Here is a 17659-nt window from a genome sequence, read left to right as displayed (position 1 = left end):
TTGACCGAGTCACTCGTACGAGCCGCTTCAGCGACTGAAGGTGATCAATCGATCGCGCAAGGTTACGCTCGCGGGATGCACCTGAGGCGCACCTCTCGGCCGACCCGACCCCTCCGTGCGAGCGGCGTGCCGCTGGCCGCTGCGGCGCTGCTCATCTCCGCCTGCTCCTCCGGGAGTTCCACGACGACGGCCGCGACGACCAAGGCGGCGCTCACCGCGCTGCCGCGCGCCACACCGTCGGCGCTGTCGCCGTACTACCGGCAGAAGCTGAACTGGCGCAGCTGTGGTGTCCCCGGCTTCGAGTGCGCCACGATGAAGGCGCCGCTCGACTACGCGAAGCCGGGCTCGGGCGATGTCAGGCTGGCGGTCTCCCGCAAGAAGGCCACGGGGCCGGGCAAGCGGCTCGGTTCGCTGCTGGTCAATCCGGGAGGGCCGGGCGGTTCGGCGGTCGGCTATCTCCAGTCGTACGCCGGAATCGGCTACCCGGCGGACGTGCGCGCCCGCTACGACATGGTCGCGGTCGATCCGCGGGGCGTGGCCCGCAGCGAGCCCGTCGAGTGCCTCAACGGCCGTGCGATGGACGCCTTCACCCAGACGGACACCACGCCGGACGACGGACAGGAGACCGATCAGCTCGTCGAGGCGTTCAAGAAGTTCGCGGAGGGGTGCGGACGGCACTCGCCCGAGCTGCTCCGGCACGTCTCCACAGTCGAGGCGGCCCGTGACATGGACATCCTGCGGGCCGTGCTGGGCGACGAGAAGCTGACGTATGTGGGGGCGTCGTACGGGACGTTCCTGGGGGCGACGTACGCGGGCCTCTACCCGGACCGGGTGGGCCGGTTGGTCCTGGACGGCGCGCTGGACCCCTCCCTCACCGCACGCAAGCTGAACGAGGAGCAGACGGCGGGGTTCGAGACGGCTTTCCAGTCCTTCGCGAAGGACTGTGTGCGGCACAGCGACTGCCCGCTCGGCGACGCCGGTACGAGCCCGGACCAGGTGGGCAGGAACCTGAAGGCGTTCTTCCAGCAGCTGGACAAGGAGCCCATCCCGGCGGGCGACCCGGACGGCCGCAAGGTCGGGGAGGCGCTCGCGACGACCGGGGTGATCGCGGCGATGTACGACGAGACGGCCTGGCCCCAGCTGCGTGACGCGCTCACCTCCGCGATGAAGCAGAACGACGGCGCGGGCCTGCTCGCCCTCTCCGACAGCTACTACGAGCGGGACGCCGACGGTCAGTACGCGAACCTGATGTCCGCCAACGCCGCCGTGAACTGCCTCGACCTGCCGGCCGCCTTCTCCGGCCCGGATCAGGTGGAGCAGTCACTCCCCGCTTTCGAGAAGGCGTCCCCGGTCTTCGGTGAGGGGCTGGCCTGGGCCTCGCTGAACTGCGCGTACTGGCCCGTGAAGAACACCGGCGAGCCCCACCGCATCGAGGCGAAGGGCGCGGCGCCGATCCTCGTCGTCGGCACCACCCGCGACCCGGCGACCCCGTACCCCTGGGCCCAGTCCCTCGCCTCCCAGCTCTCCTCCGGGACCCTCCTCACCTACGTCGGCGACGGCCACACCGCCTACGGCCGCGGCAGCTCCTGCATCGACTCCACGATCAACCGCTACCTCCTCCAGGGCACCCCTCCCGAGAAGGGAAAGCGCTGCTCATAGCCCTGCTGAACACCCCTGGAGCGCATGCCCCGGGGCGTGTGCGGAGCACCCCCGGAAACTGTGTAGACTTACCGACGTTGCTGATCGCACCATAGGTGTGGGCAGCGCGCCGCCTTAGCTCAGATGGCCAGAGCAACGCACTCGTAATGCGTAGGTCTCGGGTTCGAATCCCGAAGGCGGCTCTGTGGAAGCCTCAGGACTCACTCGCCGTGACCTGGGGCTTTTGCTTTTTCCGGATGCGGCGGTGGCGCTGAGCGCGGGCCGCGCGGCGGTCCCCGCTCTCCGTTCTGGTTCCGGTCGCGAGATCTCGCTTCTCCAGCCGGGCACGGAGATCACGAACCCGGCGATTACCGACAACGGCATTGGGAGCAGAGGCAGTTGAGGTATCCGGTCAGTCCGTAACCCGCTTGCCTCGGTGCCGGGGGTGGCCGCTAGAGTCCGGTCTGTTGCGTCATGTTCACAGCAACCGTACAGAAGAGCGCGGTCGGCCCCCCCCTGACAGCCGGGGCAGCGCGGCCGCGCCATTCCCGTGGGGGGAATCCAGCAGTGAGAACACGCTCCTTGGTGTCGGCGGCGGTGTCCGCCGCACTGGGCGCCGCGCTCCTCGCCGCGCCGACGCTGGCGTACGCGGCCGACAACGGCACGCTCGGGCAGGATCCGGCGGCCACCGCGGCCACGAATCCGACGGCTGATCCCACGCCGGCGGCCACGCCCACCAGCGCCCCGTCCGACGCTCCTTCGGACACCCCGACCCCGTCCGACCCGCCCATCGGCGAACCGTCGGACACCCCGACCCCCGCCGATCCGACCCCGACCGACCAGCCCCCCGGCGACCCGACGCCCGGCCCGGGCAGCGGCGCGCCTGCCGACGGCACCGGCGTCCCGGTGTTCGGCGACGTCGGCTCCGACCCTTCCGACACCGGCTTCCTGACGGTCGCCGTCTCCTCCGATTCGGCGGTCACCGAGGTGTCCGCCGACCTGACCGAGCTGCGCGGCGCGAACCCGGCGAACGTCACGGTCACCGGCTTCACGCTTGTCTCCGGCACGGCACAGGACGGCGTCTGGCGCTCGCCTCGTATGTCGCGACTGCCGTCGTACGGCAGCTACGACGTGACGGTCAGTGCCCAGGACAGTGATGGCGACGTCACCTCCTCGCCGCACGCCACCACCGTGGACGTGGAGCCGAAGTCGGTCTTCGCCGACCGCAGCATCAGCCCCGCCGTACTGGACGTGGAGCACACGCACGTCACGCTCAGCGGCCGCATCTCGCTCTTCGACCCGATCACCGGCGAGACCTCGCCGCTGGCCGGCAAGGCGCTGAACGTGGTGGCCGAGAACGGCTTCAGCGCCGTGACGGCCGCCGACGGCAGCTACGCGATCGACGTGGCACCGAAGTTGAACGGCGACAACGCCACGTCCGTGCCGGTCTCACTCTCCTTCTGGATCGCCAACCCGGACGGCACGAGCACCTATGTGCCCGTCGACACGAAGACTCTGCCGGTCGTGATCAGCCCGAGCCGGATTCGGCTGGACCACTCCAGCGTGCAGATCAAGTTCGGCGCCAAGGCGTCCTCGTCCGGCGTCGTGGAGTACCTGTACAACGGCACCTGGCGCCCGGCCAGGGGTGTCGCGGTCGACATGGGCTACTACGCCACGGCGACCAGCGGTGTCGGCGGACGCTTCACTCTCACCGACCCGTACATCCCGTACGACGACGGCACGTTCACGGTCGAGACCACTCGCGACAGCTATCTGGCCGACCCGTATCTGACCGCCTCGCACGCGCAGTTCAAGGTCGACGTCATCAACAAGACGAACATCTGCTTCTGTTCGAGCTGGATCGACGAATACTCGGACCTGCACATCCAGGGCAGCATGAGCGCCAGCAACGGCAAGTTGCCGCCGAACCGGAAGCTGTACCTCCAGCAATCCGCCGACGGCAAGACCGGCTGGAAGTCGCTCGGCTGGTTCAACACGAAGGCCGACGGCACCTTCAACCTCGACGGGTACGTGGCGGTGCCGAAGGGCTACTGGCGGCTGTACTCGGCGGGGTCGTCGGACTACCAGGCCGGCTACTCCAACTCCGTGCACTTCAACCGCACCGCCACCCGGATCACCGGCTTCAACGCCGGTCCCGAGCCGGTGCGCAAGGGCCACACCGTGACCACCACCGGCACCTTGCAGCGGCTGAGCGGCACGAAGTGGGCGGCGTTCGGCAAGCAGCGCGTCTACATCCTCTTCCAGGCCAAGGGCAAGAAGTCCTGGACGGGGCTGGGCTCCGTCAAGGCCGACTCGCACGGCCACTTCACCGCCCGCTTCACCGCGAAGCAGGACGGCACCTGGGTCGCGGTCTACCTCGCGTCCGGTTCCTACGTGGACGCCGAGAGCTACCACGACTACGTGGACGTGCGCTGACCAACCTTTGGTGACGACCACCACGAAGGGCGCCGCGGGAACCTCCGGGGCGCCCTTCGCCTTCGCCTTCGCGGTCGCGGGGCAGCCTTCCGGCGCGGGAATCGTTGTATCTTCGATGGTGGAGACTGCCACGATCGAAGGAGTCGGTTCATGGTGCGCAGCGGCAACGCCGGGCAGCACGGGGCTTCCCCCCGGAAGGACTTCCTCATCGCCGAGCGTCCCGGCTACCTGCTCCACAAGGCGGGGCTGGTGCTGGTGGAGGACGTGGAGAAGGCGCTCGGCGCGGTCGGTATGCGCATCCGCGACTTCTTCGTGCTGGCCGCCCTGGCCGGAGGGCCCGAGCTCTCTCAGCAGGACCTGAGCCGACTGCTCAACCTCGATCCCACCACGGTGGTGACGGTGATCGACGAGATGGAGCGCAACGGGCATGTCGAGCGCCGGCGCAACCCGGCCGACCGGCGGCGCTACAACCTGATCCTGACCGAGTCCGGACGTGAGGCGCTCGCGACGGCTGACCGGGTGGCCACGGAGGTCGAGTCGACCTTCTTCGGCGGGCTCGCGGAGGACGAACGCGAGGCGCTGCGCAAGATGCTCGGCGTGCTGATGGCGGGCCGCTGGCCCGCGTCCGTCTGTTCCGACTGACGTACGAGTTCCGGCCGACACACACATCCTCGAAGAAGCCCGCGGTGCCGCGTGAAACCGGCATCGCGGGCTTTTGTCGTGCCAGGTGACCGTCACTCCGGGTGACGTTCGCCTGGCTGGCGGTAGGGCGCCGCCCGATCGCCCCAGCGGGACGCTACCGACCGCGGCGGCCGTTGACGTACGACTTTCCAATCATCTAGATTTCCATCATCTAGAAACTCCATTGAATGGAAGGGTCTCGCATGTCCGCAGAACGCGCGTTATCGCCCACGAGGTGGTGGACACTCGGGATCGTCGCGTTGGGCTCGTTCATGCTGATGCTCGATCTGAGCGTGGTGTCGATCGCGCTCCCGCAGATCCACCGCTCCCTGGGAAGCAGCTTCGCCGACCTGCAGTGGGTGTTCGACGCCTACGCCCTCACGCTGGCGGTCTTCCTCGTGGCGGCGGGCTCGATCGCCGACCGGATCGGCCGCAAGAAGGTCTTCCAGGTCGGCTTCGCCGTCTTCACCGCCGCCTCCCTGGCCTGCGGTCTGGCTGACGGCGCCGGGCAACTGAGCTGGTTCCGCGCCGTCCAGGGTGTCGGCGCCGCCATCATGTTCGCGGTCGGTCCGGCGATGCTCAGCCACGAGTTCCACGGCAAGGAGCGGGCGACGGCCTTCACCGCGTTCGGCGCCGCCGTCGGTCTCGCCGTCGCCACCGGCCCGCTCATCGGCGGCTCGCTGATCAACGCGCTGTCCTGGCGCTGGATCTTCTACGTCAACGTGCCGGTCGGCGTGATCGCCCTCCTCGTCGGCGCCCTGCGCGTCCGCGAGTCGCTCAACAGGCGGGCCCACCCCACCGACTGGGCCGGCCTCGCCACCTTCAGCGTCGCGCTCGGAACTCTGGTCTTCGCGACCGTCCGCGGACCTGTCGAGGGCTGGACCAGCGGCACCACGCTCGGCCTGTACGCGGGCAGCGCGCTCTTCCTGGTTCTCTTCGTGGCCATCGAGCGGCGGCTGGGCGAGCGCGCGCTGATCGACCCCGCGTTCTTCCGCAGCCCCACCTTCGTGGGCATCTCACTCGTCGCCATGATCGGCAACGCCGGAGCCCTGCCGTCGGTGTTCTTCGAGACCAGCTACCTGGAGAACATGCTGCACGTGGACGCCTGGGGCACGGGTCTGCGCTTCCTGCCGCTGACCGGCGCGATGTTCGTGGCCGGCGCCCTCGGCGGCGGTCTCATCGGCAAGGTCCCCTTCCGGGTGCTGCTGGGCGGCTCGACCCTGGTCATGGGCGTCGGCATCCTGCTCCTGAACCTCACCAGGGCCGACTCGTCCTGGACCGTGCTCGTCCCGGCGCTGGTCGTCGCCGGCTTCGGCATGGGCGCCTTCAACCCGGCCAGGGCCGCGCTGGCCATCGGGGTCACGGAGCCGGCCAGGGCCGGTGTCGCCTCCGGTATCAACGAGACCTTCCAGCAGGTCGGCATCGCGGTCGGCATCGCCGGTGTCGGCGCGTACTTCCAGCACGGCGTGTCCCAGGACTTCACCTCCTCCGTCGTCGGCGAGCGGATGGGGAACAGCGCCGCTGAGCAGGCCGCGCACGGCATCAGCGCCGGCTCCCTCGACACCGTCGCCAAGGCCGCGGGGCCCCTGCGCGAAGAGGTGCTGGCCACCGGGCAGGACGCGTTCATGAGCGCCTTCCACGGCGCCATGACCCTGAGCGCGGTCCTCGGGTTCATCGCCGCTCTCGTCGGCTTCACCATGGTGCGTACGAAGGATCTGCACGCCACCGCCCTGTCGACCGTTCCGCCTGACGTCGACGAGGACGGCGGAGTGCGGCCCGACGGCTCGCCGGATGTCGCGGTGGGCGCACCGGCCTGACGCCGCCCCTCCGGACCACCGGCCCGGTGGCACCTCCCCTCGCGCCACCGGGCCGGTCACCGCTGTCCCGCTCCAGCCCCTCCGCGGGGCGGGTGCGGGTCAGTGGCCGCCCGGGTCGTGGGACGAGACCGCGATCGTCTCCTTGCGGAAGTAGGCCGGGCGGAACGCGCTGTACAGGAACATCAGGACGGCTCCGACGAGAAGGGCGCCGATGCCGGTGACGAAGACGCCGCCGAGCTGCCAGTGCGGCGGGAACGGCATGGTCCACGAGGTGCTGCCGTAGTCGGCGGCGGCGTACACGACGCAGGCGTTGATGAAGAAGTAGAGGAGCATGGCGCCGCCCAGGCCCGGCATGATCCCGCGCGTCCAGAGGTCGCGTGGGCTGCGGGTCAGGACCCTGCGGTAGTACCAGACGCAGGCGAAGCCGGTGAGACCGTAGTAGAAGGCGATCATCAGCCCGACCGAGCCGATGGAGTCGGCCAGGACGTTCTCGCTCACCCGGGTCAGCATCACGTAGAAGGCGATCGAGGCCAGGCCCATGCCCACGGTGGACCAGGTAGGGGTGAGGAACCGGGGGTGGATGCGGGCGAACCGCTGCGGGATGGCCTTGAACGCGGCCATCGACAGGGTGGTGCGAGCCGTGGGGAGGATGGTCGTCTGGGTGGAGGCCGCAGCCGAGGTGAGGACCATCACGATCAGGAGCTTCGTGGCGACCGTGCCCCAGCCCCCGGTACCGAAGACCTCGGCGCCGAGACTGGAGAGGACGTCCCCGGAGTTGTCCGGGTTGCCCAGGCCTATGCCGTGCTGGCCCACTCCGGCGAACGCCTGCGCGGACGTGGTGACCATGACGTAGACGAGCAGCAGGATGACGGTGGAGATGACGGCGGCGCGGCCCGGGGTGCGGTCGCGGTCGACGGTCTCCTCGTTCACGGACACCGCGGTGTCCCAGCCCCAGTAGATGAACACGCCGGCGAGGATGCTCTTGGTCAGGTCGTCGAAGGAGTTGATCTCGAAGGGGTTGAACCACGACCACGAGATCTCCGACGAGACGTTCGGCGCCGTACCGCCGTACACCTTGACCAGGGCGGTGACCGCCAGCAGACACAGCACCACGATCTCGATGCTGAGCAGGGCCTTCTGCAGGTTGGCCGAGAGCTCGATGCCGATGTAGCAGATCAGGGTCATGACGGCGATCCACAGGACGCCGACGAAGGTGACCCAGAAGGTGTCCTGCGCCAGCCCGTCCGCGCCGACGAGCTGGAAGCCGTACGCGCCGGCGATCTGGGCCAGGTTGGCCATCACGATGATGTCGGCCGCGACGATGCCCCAGCCGCCCAGCCAGCCGGTACGAGGGCCGAAGGCCCTGGCCGCCCAGGTGAACGTGGTGCCGCAGTCGGGGTCGGCCCGGTTGAGCTCCTTGTAACCGTAGGCGATCAGGAACATCGGGACGAACGCCAGCACGATCACGATCGGTGACTGGAAGCCCACGATTCCGACGATGACGCCGAGGGTGGCCGCGAGGCTGTAGGCGGGGGCGGTGGAGGCCAGTCCGATCACCGTGCTGGAGAACAGGCCCAGGGCGCCACCCTTGAGACCCTTGTCCGTGGCTCCCGGTCCCAGCGGGGGGAGCGGTGCGGGAGGCGGGACGGATGGTGAACTCATAGCGCCCTCCGGAACCTTGTGGCGCCGCCGGCGGTGGACGGGGCGCCCGCTGTCCCCGGCTCGGGAGACCTCGGGCATCCCCGGGGATCACGAGGGAGTCCGGGGCACCGGGCCGCTCCCACCAGCATGAACCCGCTCGCCGACAACCGGTAGTCGAGCCGTGGGTCCACCGCGTGGAAGCCGCGGTCTCCACTCCGTGGACCCGCTCTCGCCCCGACCGGCCCGAGAGCGCCGGGACGCCGGTCACCCCTTCGGCGTCCGGCACACCTCCGCCCTGTCACACCTTCGTGCTCCCGCGCGTCAGGGAGTCGACGGCGCCGCACGGGGCGGCCCGCGGAGGAGGAGACGAGAACATGACCGTTCTGATGGTGCGTGCCACGGTGAAGCCCGAGTTCGTCGGCGAGCTGGAGGACGCGCTGCACAAGATGTTCACCGCTCTTGAGGAGGCGCGGCCCGCGGGCGTGCGCTACGCCTCGTACCGGCTGCCCGACGGCGTCACCTACCTCGCCGAGCTGGAACTCGCGGACGGGACCGAGAACCCGCTGCCCGCGATCGCCGAGTTCCGTGAGTTCCAGGCGGGCCTGAAGAAGTGGATGGCCGGGCCGCCCGCCGTCGAGCACCTCGAGGTCAGGGGCGCGTACGCGGGCTGACCGGGCCACACCGTGTCATCCCGCGGGATCCGGGCCACACGGTCGTCATGCTGCGGGGATCCGGGCCACGCGGTTGTCATCCCGCGGGATCCGGGCCACACGGTGTCATCCTGCGGGGATGACGGGATCCAGCGCGGCGGGTGGCGGGTACTCCGGTACTCCGCTCGCCCGGAAGATCGGCATCAAGGCGGGGCACCGGGTACGGCTGGCCCACGGGCCGCGGGACTGGGAGATTCCCGGACTGCCGGAGGACTGCGAGGTCGGGACCGGCGGCCCGAAGGGGGCGGACGTCACCGTGGCCTTCTTCCGGGAGCGCGCCGAACTGGTCGAGCAGGCCGCCGGGTTGGTCACGGACCTGTCAGACGCGGCCATGCTCTGGATCGCCTGGCCCCGCCGCGCGGCCGGACACCGCAGCGACATCACGGAGAACGATCTGCGCGACCTCTTCCTGCCCCTCGGCGTCGTCGACGTGAAGGTGGCGGCGCTGGGGGAGGACTGGTCGGGGCTGAAATTCGTACGGCGCAAGGAGAATCGGCGCCACTGATCATGGACGTATGGACGTAGACCAGGACGTACGCGCGGCGGACGGGGCAGCGTACGTGAGGGGGAATCCCGGTGAACGGCTAGCATCGCGGCACAGTTGTCGGCCGGGATGGGGTGGGTGTCGTGTCACAGGCGGAGGAGGGGCCACGGATCGCCGTTGCCGTGGTCACCATGGGCAACCGGCCCGTCGAGGTCGACGCACTGCTCACCTCCGTGGCCAAACAGGACGTGGCACCGACCCGGATCGTGATCGTCGGCAACGGCTGCCCGCTGCCGGAGTTCGCCGAACGCCTCGGCCTGCCGGGCGAGGTGACCACCGTCGAACTGGACGACAACCTCGGCTGCCCCGGTGGCCGGAACGTCGGTCTGAGCCGGCTCCGTGAGTTCGGGGACGTGGACGTCGTCGTCGAGCTCGACGACGACGGGCTGCTCGTCGACGGCGACGTGCTGCGCAAGGTGCGCGACCTGTACGCCGCCCAGCCGCGGCTCGGTATCGTCGGCTTCCGTATCGCCGACGAGCACGGGGAGACGCAGCGCCGCCATGTGCCGAGGGTCGGGGCCAAGGACCCGATGCGCGGCGGACCGGTCACCGGGTTCCTCGGAGGCGGCCACGCGCTGTCCATGCCGATGCTCGCCGAGACCGGGGACTGGCCCGCCGAGTTCTTCTTCGCGCACGAGGAGACCGACCTCGCCTGGCGGGCGATCGACGCCGGCTGGACCGTGCTGTACGAGCCCGGACTGCTGCTCCAGCACCCCAAGACCTCGCCCGCCCGGCACGCCATCTACTACCGCGTGACCGCCCGCAACCGGGTCTGGCTCACCCGTCGGCGGCTGCCCCTGGCGCTGATCCCGCTGCACCTGGGGATCTGGATCGTGCTCACGCTGCTGCGGACGCGGTCGGTCGGCGGGCTGAGGGCCTGGTTCGGCGGATTCGCGGAGGGGCTGCGGCAGTCCGGCGGAGAGCGGCGCCCGATGCGCTGGCGGACCGTGTGGCGGCTGACCCGTCTCGGGCGCCCGCCGGTCATCTGAACCCCCGGCTCGCGGATCCTGTACGGACGGATCCTGTACGGACGGATCCTGTACGGACGGATCCTGTACGGACGGAGGCCCCGGTCGATCACCTAGCGACCGGGGCCTCTGACGTCCCCGGATCCGGCCGCGGCGGCGACACTCCCCCGAGTTACGCGTAGTACGCGCGCACCGTCGGGCCAGATCCGATGGACTGATCACATCAGGCCGCGCCAACGGATCGCTAACATGAGGCCAACGGTTCCCACGGGAACGATCAGTGGATCGGCGTGAACTCGCCCCGAGAGGGCGGGAAACCGCCGTGGTGCGCGGCCGGAGCGGCCGGGCGGAAAGGCAGTGGGGCGGCGAGATGCGGAACGGGCTGCGGTTCGGGCTGCTGGGGCCGCCGGTCCTGTACGACGCCGACGGCGGGGTCGGCTCGATCGGCAGCGGCAAGACGCGTGCCCTGCTGGCCGCGCTGCTCCTCGAACCGGGCCGGGCCGTATCCGTCGACGTCCTCAAGGACGCGCTGTGGGGTGGGGCGCCGCCCGCCTCCGCCCAGGCGTCCCTGCAGAACCATGTGACCCGGCTGCGTCGCCTCCTCGACGATCCGGAACGGCTGCGCGCGGTACCGCCGGGGTACGTCCTGCGGGTCGGCGAGGGCGAGTTGGACGTCCGCGTCTTCGAGCGGCATGCCACCCTCGCTCGCGACGCGCACGCCGAGCGCGACTGGGAGCGGGCGCTGCGGGAGTCCACCGCCGCGCTCGCGCTGTGGCGTGGCACCCCGCTGAGCGGCCTGCCGCCCGAGACCGGAGGACACGCCTTCGTCCAGCGTCTGGAGGAGGCCCGGCTGCTGGTCCTGGAGTGGCGGTACGAGGCGGAGCTGTACCTCGCCCCGACGGCCTCCCGGCTCGACGGGCTGGCACCGGAGCTGGCCGCCCGTACAGCGGAGCATCCGCTCCGCGAGTCGTTCCACCGGCTTCTGATGCTCGTCCTGCACCGCACCGGACGCCAGGCCGAAGCACTCGCGGTCCACCGCGATCTGCGGGCCCGCCTGGTCGACGAACTCGGTGTCGAGCCGGGGTCCGCGGTGCGCAAGGCCCACCTCGAGATCCTGCGCGACAACGATTGGACCCCGGGTGGGGCCCGCGCCGAGGACTGGATCCCGGGCGGCGGCGGGGCACGGAGCGGCGCCCGAGACCCGGGCAGGGGCGGAGCCGGGAACGGGGTTCTGGGCGGCGACGCCGACCGGGGGAGGAGCGGCGACCGCGGGAGCGACGGTGACGGTAGGAACGGCGACCGCGGTAGGAACGGTGACGGTAGGAACGGCGACCGCGGTAGGAACGGTGACCGGGGCCGGGAGCACGACCGGAGCCGGGACCACGACCGGAGCATGGGCGGGGACGGCGATCAGATCCGGAGCAGCGACGGAGATGGGAGCGGTGACCGGATCTGGAGCAGGGACGGAGATGGGAGCGGTGACCGGATCTGGAGCAGGGACGGTGAGGGGGGCGGGAACGGGAGCAGCGACCGGACCTGGAGCAGTGACGGCAACGGGAACGGGGACAGCGACCGGGCACGGAGTGGTGACGGAGGCAGGGCCGGGGGCAGAGGCGGCGACCGACGCGGTGGCCGGGACGGGAGCGGCGGCGCGACGGAATCCGCGGCCGGCTCCGCCCGGGGCGACCGGGCCACGGCTTCGCCGCCCCGCCCCGCCCAACTCCCACCGCCCCCGGCACACTTCACCGGCCGCGAAGACGTCCGCGACCGGCTCTGCCAGGTCCTGGACCCGGAACGCTCCGCGCACCTGACGCACCCGGAGTTCCAGGCGCACCCCGTCGGCGGGCCCGACGGCGCAACATCCGAGGGCGTGTCGGCAGGCGTACCCGGAGGCGTACCCGTGGGCGCGTCCGAAGGCGTGTCGGCAGATGCGCCAGGAGGCACACCCGGCAACGCGACGATCGCCGGAGGGTTCCCCGGAACGGCCTACGGCAGGGACTCCGGGGCCGCCGACGGGACGCGGAGCGGTTCGCGCGGCGGGCTTTTCGGCGGTGACCCCGCCACCGGGATGCCCCGTGTCGCGGTGATCAGCGGGATGGCCGGGGTCGGCAAGAGCGCGCTCGCGCTGCACGTCGCGCACGGGTTGAGGGAACGATTCACCGATGGTCAGCTGTACGTCAACCTGCACGGCGCCACCCCCGGCATGACCCCGCTCACCGCCGGTCAGGCGCTCGCCGCACTCCTGCGGGACCTGGGCGCGGAACCCCGGCGTATCCCCGAACATCCCGACGCGGCGGCGGCGTTGCTCCGCTCGATGCTCGCGCCCACCCGCACTCTCATGGTGCTGGACGACGCGGCGCACGCCGCGCAGGTGCGGCCGCTGCTGCCGGCTGGCGCGGGCTGCGCGGTGATCGTGACGAGCCGCTCACCGCTCACCGCACTGGACGGTGCCGACCGCTTCCCGCTCGCGCCGCTGACGGACCAGGACAGCGCGGCCCTGCTCCGCGCGGTGTCCGGCCGCCGGGACGGACTCGACGGCGGGCACCCCCTCGTCGAACTCACCGGCCGGCTGCCGCTCGCCCTCCGGGTCGTCGCGGCACGCCTCGCTGCCCGCCGCGCTCTGACCCCGGACGTCCTGGCCGGTCAACTGGCTGCCACGGAAGGGCGGTTGCATCATCTGGAATACGACGACCTGAGCGTGCGCCGTTCGCTCGCCGTCGCGCACGACGCGCTGCGCGCCTCCGAGCGCGAGGCCGACCGGGACGCGGCGCTCGCCCTGTGCCGTATCGGCGCGCTCGACCTGCCGGCTTACGGAGCCGCCCTCGTCGCCCGCCTCACCGGCACGGACGAACGCCGGGCCGAGGCCGCGCTCGACCGCCTCGTCGATGTCGCCCTCCTGGAGGAGACCGCCTACGGCCGTTACGCGCCGCACGACCTCGTACGGGATTTCGCCCGGGAGATCGCGGGTGCGGCGGAGTGCGTCCTCGCCGCAGCCGCAGCCGGAGCGGGTGCGCACGCGGACGCTCCGGCCGCCGGGAGTGCCTTCGGAGGCGGGGTCGGCGCCGGCTCCGGCAGCGGCCGTCCGGTCGTTCCGGTCGGTCACGGCGATTCCGTTCCCCTCGGTCATGACGCACTCGTCGCCGAGCGCGCCCTGCGCTGGTACGCCGGTGTCGCAGCCCGTTCGCTGGAGGCGATCCTCGAACCCGGACTCGACCGGGAGGACCGCAGCAGGCCGACCGCCTCGCAGCCGGCCGGGCACGCGGCCGACGTCGCGGCCACGCCCCCGTTCTGTTCCGCCCGGGAGGCCTTCGCCTGGGGCGACACGGAACTGGCGAACGTGGTCGCGCTGGCGGAACGGTACGCGAAGACCTCGCCGTACGTTCCCGTGCTCGCCCGCAAGCTCAACCCGTACGTGCAACGCAGTGGTCGCGTCGCCGAGTTGGAGGTCCTTCACGAGGCGGCGCTCGGAGCGGCGCGGCTGCTCGGCGACGAGGCCGCCGAGGCGTTCGCGCTCGGCGACCTCGGGGGCCTGCGCTTCGTGACCGGCCGCGTGGGCGAGGCCCTCACCCTGAACGACGAGGCGCTCGCGATCTGGTGCCGCCTCGGAGTGCTGTCGTGCACACGGCGGGGGCTGAACAACCGGGGCATGCTCCTCGAAAGCCTGGGCCGTTACGCCGAGTCCAGTGAAGCCCTGCTCCAAAGCCTGAAGTTCTCGCGGGAGTTGGGCGATCCGCACATGGAGGCCATCACTTACAGCCACCTGGGCAACCTGTACGAGCACACCGATCCACGGGCCGCCATCGATCACCACAAGCGCAGCCTCGCCATCGGTGACGCCGTGCGGGACGTGATCATCCGGCACTCCGCGCACTGCAACATCGGCTACGCCCACCTCACGCTCGGCGAACCGACCGCCGCCGTACCGCACTTCGAGGAGAGCCTGCGCATCCTGGGCGGCCACGGTGACTGGCACGGCGAGTCGCAGACCCGGCTCGGCCTGGTGCGCGCCCTGCGTGGCGTCGGCCAATGGGAACGGGCCGCGCGCGAGTGCGATCTGCTGCGGTGTCGCGCCGACCGTCGCGCCGACCGCTACACCGGCGGCCTCGCCCGCCATCAGCGGGGCCTGCTTCTCAGGGAGCGCGGCGACGCCGAAGCGGCCTACAAGGAGTGGATGTCGGCGCTGGAGGCCCTGGAGGAGACGGACAGCCCCGTGACGGGCGAACTGCGAAAGCTGCTCGCGCAATAGCGTCTGACGGCGGTGCCTGTTCCGGCCTCGATGCCGATGCCGATGCCTACGTCGACGTCGACGTCGACGTCGACGTCGATGCCGACGCCCATGCCCGACGCCGACGGTGGGAACCGGACCTTCGTCGCCGCCACGCAGAGCATCCGGCGCCGAAGGCGCGGCAGGACGCGCGGACGCCCTACTTGGCGTCCGCGTAGCACCGTACGACCGCCGTAGTGAACGGAAACCGCACCGGCGTCTCCCCGAAGGTGAGGCGGCCCGCGAGTTCGGCCGCGTCGCGGATGGCGGCCACCACGGTGTCGGCCTCCTCGGCGGGGCAGTGCACGATCACCTCGTCGTGCTGGAAGAAGACCAGTTCGGCGGCGAGCCGGGAGCAGGTTCGGCGTAGTGCCGCCAGCACCAGCAGGGCCCAGTCGGCGGCACTGCCCTGGACGACGAAGTTGCGCGCGAACCGGCCGCGGGCGCGGGAGTTGGAGGAGGCGTACCCCGGCACCCAGCCTTGGTCGACGGCGGTGTCGACGGGTTCGTCCTGCGGGATGCCCGCTTCCTCCCCGCTGTCGTCGCCCGCCCCGACCGCCGGGGGACAGGTCCGCCCGAGCCAGGTCCGGACGAGGCGCCCCTCCTCGCCCGCGCGGGCCGCGTCGTCCACGTAGGCGACGGCCTTGGGGAATCGGCGGCGGAGCAGGGCGAGGTTCTTCAGCCCGTCGCCGGACGTCTGGCCGTAGACGGCGCCGAGCACGGCGAGTTTGGCCTGCGCGCGGTCGCCGGAGAAGGCCCGGTCCGACACCGACTGGTAGAGGTCGCTCTCGCGGCCCGCGACCTCCATCAGGCCGGGGTCGCGCGAGATGGCCGCGAGGACGCGGGGCTCCATCTGGTCGGCGTCGGCGACGACCAGCCGCCAGCCGGGGTCGGCGACGACGGCACGCCGGATCACCTTGGGGATCTGGAGGGCACCGCCGCCGTTCGTCACCCAGCGTCCGGTGACCGTCCCGCCCGGCAGGTACTCGGGCCGGAACCGTCCGTCGCGCACCCAGTCCTGGAGCCAGGACCAGCCGTGGGCGACCCAGATCCGGTACAGCTTCTTGTACTCCAGAAGCGGCTTCACGGCCGGATGGTCGATCGACTCGATCTCCCACCGTCGGGTGGATCTGACCTTGATCCCGGCCTGCGCGAACGCCTTGACGACGTCGGCCGGCAGATCGGGTCTGACCCTTCTCCCGAAGGCGGCGGACACCTCCCCGGCGAGCTCGGCGAGGCGCCGCGGCTCACCGCCTCCGGTGTACCGCTCGCCCAGCAACTCGTGCAGCACGTCCCGGTGGACGTCCGCGCTCCACGGCAGTCCCGACTGGTTCATCTCGGCGGCGACCAGCATCCCCGCTGACTCGGCGGCGGTCAGCAGCCGCATCCGCTCCGGATGCGCGGTCGTGTCGTGGCGGCGCTGCTGGTCGGCGTAGACCGTGAGGAGATCCGACAACGGCAGGTGCACCGGGCGCGGTTCGAAGAGGGAGGACTGCGAACCGGGCTCGGCGGAGCGCTGCGGCGGGTCCGGCGGCACGGGGCCGCCGCGCAGTCTCGCCAGCGCGGCGGCCGCCGACCGGGGCTCGCCGAGCCGCCCCTCGTGTCCGAGCAGCAGGGTCTCGGCGGCTTCCATGTCGTAACACCGCTCCACTCGCACCCCCGTGGCGAGCAGACGCGGGTAGACATCGGCCGTCGACCGCCACACCCACCGGCTCACGTCCGGCCGCGTCCGCACGGCCTCCGCGAGGTCCGCCTCCCGGCGGACCGGTCCCCTGGGCAGCCCGTCCGGGCCGAGGGCGGCGATCTCCGCACCACCGTCCTCGGCCGGCGCGAGTGCCCAGCGCTCGGTCATGCTTCCGAGTCTCGCAGGAGGGTCTGACAATGGCCGCGGACGCGACCAGCGGGGCTCGGCGGGGCTCGGCGGTGCTCGGGTCCCGTGTCTTCGGAGCCCCTGCTGATCCGTCTGCTCTCCTGAGCCCCGCTGATCCGTCCGCGGATTCCGCCGCGGAATCCGCTACTCGTCCTCGGTCTTCTGCTGTCCCCCCGCCGAGATGACCTCCAGTACGCGGGCGAGGTAGGCCTCCACCGCTGTCTTGTCGATGCCGATGCCGCTGAGGACGCCGTCGCCGTTCTCGTACTCCAGGAGGGCCAGGAGGATGTGTTCGGTGCCGACGTAGTTGTGGCCGAGACGGAGGGCCTCGCGGAAGGTGAGTTCCAGGACCTTCTTGGCGGCGGGGCCGTACGGGATGAGTTCCGGGACCTCCTCGGCCGCCGGCGGGAGCGCCGCGGCCGCGGCCGCGCGGACGGCGTCCAGGGTCACGCCCTGCGCGGTGACCGCCTTCGCGGCGAGCCCCTCCGGCTCGGAGAGGAGGCCGAGGACGAGGTGCTCGGGGAGCCCCTCCGCGTTGCCCGCGGCCTTCGCCTCGTTGTGCGCGGCCATGACCACGCTCCGGGCGCGGGGCGTGTAGCGGCCGAACCCCTGGCTGGGGTCGAGGTCCGCCTCGGCCTTCGGCACGAACCGCTTCTGCGCGGCCTGCCGGGTGACGCCCATGCTCCTGCCGATGTCCGTCCAGGACGCTCCCGAACGTCGTGCCTGGTCCACGAAGTGCCCGATCAGATGGTCGGCCACGTCGCCCAGGTGATCCGCCGCGATCACCGCGTCCTGGAGCTGGTCGAGCGCGTCGCTGTGCGTTTTCTTGATGGCCTCGATGAGGTCGTCGAGACGCACGGATGCCTTGCCGGGTGGATTCGTCGTCATGTGTCAACGGTAGGTTGACAGTCTGGGGGTGTCAACCCGAAGTTGACATCTGTCGTCGCCCGAGGCGTTCGTGAAGCATCGGCGGGGCGCCCGCGGGACGCGCGGAGAATGGAGGCGGGCGAGTGCCGGGCGAGTGCCGGGCGAGTTCCGGGCGGGCGCCAGGGAGGGTTCCTGTCGTCCCGGGTTCGGCGGCCGGTGCATT

General features: G+C 71.2%; 11 protein-coding genes and 1 tRNA gene. 9 read left to right on the top strand and 3 right to left on the bottom strand.

Going from position 1 to position 17659, the window contains the following annotated elements; genetic code table 11:
- The first annotated feature begins 75 nt into the window (after nucleotides 1–75).
- The 5 genes from ACFYW8_RS30265 to ACFYW8_RS30245 all read left to right on the top strand — a co-directional run bounded on the left by ACFYW8_RS30265 (nucleotide 76) and on the right by ACFYW8_RS30245 (nucleotide 6572).
- Nucleotides 76–1659: an alpha/beta hydrolase gene (locus tag ACFYW8_RS30265; protein WP_389083714.1), complete on the top strand. Its 1584-nt coding sequence runs from the start codon at nucleotides 76–78 to the stop codon at nucleotides 1657–1659.
- Between the two features lie 108 nt (nucleotides 1660–1767).
- Nucleotides 1768–1841, top strand: a tRNA-Thr gene (locus ACFYW8_RS30260).
- A 364-nt stretch (nucleotides 1842–2205) separates the two neighbouring features.
- A complete protein-coding gene (locus ACFYW8_RS30255) occupies nucleotides 2206–4074 on the top strand; it encodes a hypothetical protein (RefSeq protein ID WP_389083711.1) in 1869 nt (622 codons plus the stop codon).
- Nucleotides 4075–4224: 150 nt separating this feature from the next.
- Nucleotides 4225–4716, top strand: coding sequence for a MarR family winged helix-turn-helix transcriptional regulator (locus tag ACFYW8_RS30250; protein ID WP_389083706.1), 492 nt, complete (start codon nucleotides 4225–4227; stop codon nucleotides 4714–4716).
- A 242-nt stretch (nucleotides 4717–4958) separates the two neighbouring features.
- Nucleotides 4959–6572, top strand: coding sequence for an MFS transporter (locus ACFYW8_RS30245; protein WP_389083702.1), 1614 nt, complete (start codon nucleotides 4959–4961; stop codon nucleotides 6570–6572).
- A 99-nt stretch (nucleotides 6573–6671) separates the two neighbouring features.
- On the opposite strand, the gene ACFYW8_RS30240 is transcribed toward ACFYW8_RS30245, so the two are convergent.
- Nucleotides 6672–8234, bottom strand: coding sequence for an APC family permease (locus ACFYW8_RS30240; protein WP_365878423.1), 1563 nt, complete (start codon nucleotides 8232–8234; stop codon nucleotides 6672–6674).
- Between the two features lie 353 nt (nucleotides 8235–8587).
- Here ACFYW8_RS30240 and ACFYW8_RS30235 point away from each other — a divergent pair, with 353 nt between their 5' ends.
- The 4 genes from ACFYW8_RS30235 to ACFYW8_RS30220 all read left to right on the top strand — a co-directional run bounded on the left by ACFYW8_RS30235 (nucleotide 8588) and on the right by ACFYW8_RS30220 (nucleotide 14681).
- Complete coding sequence (locus ACFYW8_RS30235; RefSeq protein WP_389083695.1) at nucleotides 8588–8884, top strand: hypothetical protein; 297 nt, start codon at nucleotides 8588–8590, stop codon at nucleotides 8882–8884.
- Nucleotides 8885–9002: 118 nt separating this feature from the next.
- On the top strand, nucleotides 9003–9428 hold the full coding sequence (locus ACFYW8_RS30230; RefSeq protein ID WP_365878427.1) for a DUF3052 domain-containing protein: 426 nt from the start codon (nucleotides 9003–9005) through the stop codon (nucleotides 9426–9428).
- Between the two features lie 113 nt (nucleotides 9429–9541).
- Nucleotides 9542–10456, top strand: a complete 915-nt coding sequence (locus tag ACFYW8_RS30225; RefSeq protein WP_389083688.1) for a glycosyltransferase family 2 protein — start codon at nucleotides 9542–9544, stop codon at nucleotides 10454–10456.
- Between the two features lie 349 nt (nucleotides 10457–10805).
- Nucleotides 10806–14681, top strand: coding sequence for a BTAD domain-containing putative transcriptional regulator (locus tag ACFYW8_RS30220; protein ID WP_389083683.1), 3876 nt, complete (start codon nucleotides 10806–10808; stop codon nucleotides 14679–14681).
- A gap of 178 nt (nucleotides 14682–14859) precedes the next feature.
- Here ACFYW8_RS30220 and ACFYW8_RS30215 read toward each other — a convergent pair whose 3' ends face one another.
- Together ACFYW8_RS30215 and ACFYW8_RS30210 are read right to left on the bottom strand one after the other, a co-directional pair.
- Nucleotides 14860–16551: a bifunctional 3'-5' exonuclease/DNA polymerase gene (locus ACFYW8_RS30215; protein WP_389083678.1), complete on the bottom strand. Its 1692-nt coding sequence runs from the start codon at nucleotides 16549–16551 to the stop codon at nucleotides 14860–14862.
- 162 nt (nucleotides 16552–16713) lie between these two features.
- The gene (locus ACFYW8_RS30210; protein ID WP_365878433.1) at nucleotides 16714–17457 is read right to left on the bottom strand and encodes a Clp protease N-terminal domain-containing protein; all 744 of its coding nucleotides are present in this window, start codon (nucleotides 17455–17457) and stop codon (nucleotides 16714–16716) included.
- Between the last annotated feature and the right edge of the window lie 202 nt (nucleotides 17458–17659).

Origin of the sequence: Streptomyces sp. NPDC002742 (assembly GCF_042888885.1) — a bacterium.
Classification (GTDB): Bacteria; Actinomycetota; Actinomycetes; order Streptomycetales; family Streptomycetaceae; genus Streptomyces.
This window is presented reverse-complemented; position numbering and strand designations above follow the sequence as displayed.

Coding starts and splice junctions, on each gene's coding strand:
- ACFYW8_RS30210 (WP_365878433.1), bottom strand. CDS start 17,457: ATGACGACGAATCCACCCGGCAAGGCATCCGTGCGTCTCGACGACCTC.
- ACFYW8_RS30235 (WP_389083695.1), top strand. CDS start 8,588: ATGACCGTTCTGATGGTGCGTGCCACGGTGAAGCCCGAGTTCGTCGGC.
- ACFYW8_RS30240 (WP_365878423.1), bottom strand. CDS start 8,234: ATGAGTTCACCATCCGTCCCGCCTCCCGCACCGCTCCCCCCGCTGGGA.
- ACFYW8_RS30250 (WP_389083706.1), top strand. CDS start 4,225: ATGGTGCGCAGCGGCAACGCCGGGCAGCACGGGGCTTCCCCCCGGAAG.
- ACFYW8_RS30215 (WP_389083678.1), bottom strand. CDS start 16,551: ATGACCGAGCGCTGGGCACTCGCGCCGGCCGAGGACGGTGGTGCGGAG.
- ACFYW8_RS30265 (WP_389083714.1), top strand. CDS start 76: ATGCACCTGAGGCGCACCTCTCGGCCGACCCGACCCCTCCGTGCGAGC.
- ACFYW8_RS30245 (WP_389083702.1), top strand. CDS start 4,959: ATGTCCGCAGAACGCGCGTTATCGCCCACGAGGTGGTGGACACTCGGG.
- ACFYW8_RS30220 (WP_389083683.1), top strand. CDS start 10,806: ATGCGGAACGGGCTGCGGTTCGGGCTGCTGGGGCCGCCGGTCCTGTAC.
- ACFYW8_RS30230 (WP_365878427.1), top strand. CDS start 9,003: ATGACGGGATCCAGCGCGGCGGGTGGCGGGTACTCCGGTACTCCGCTC.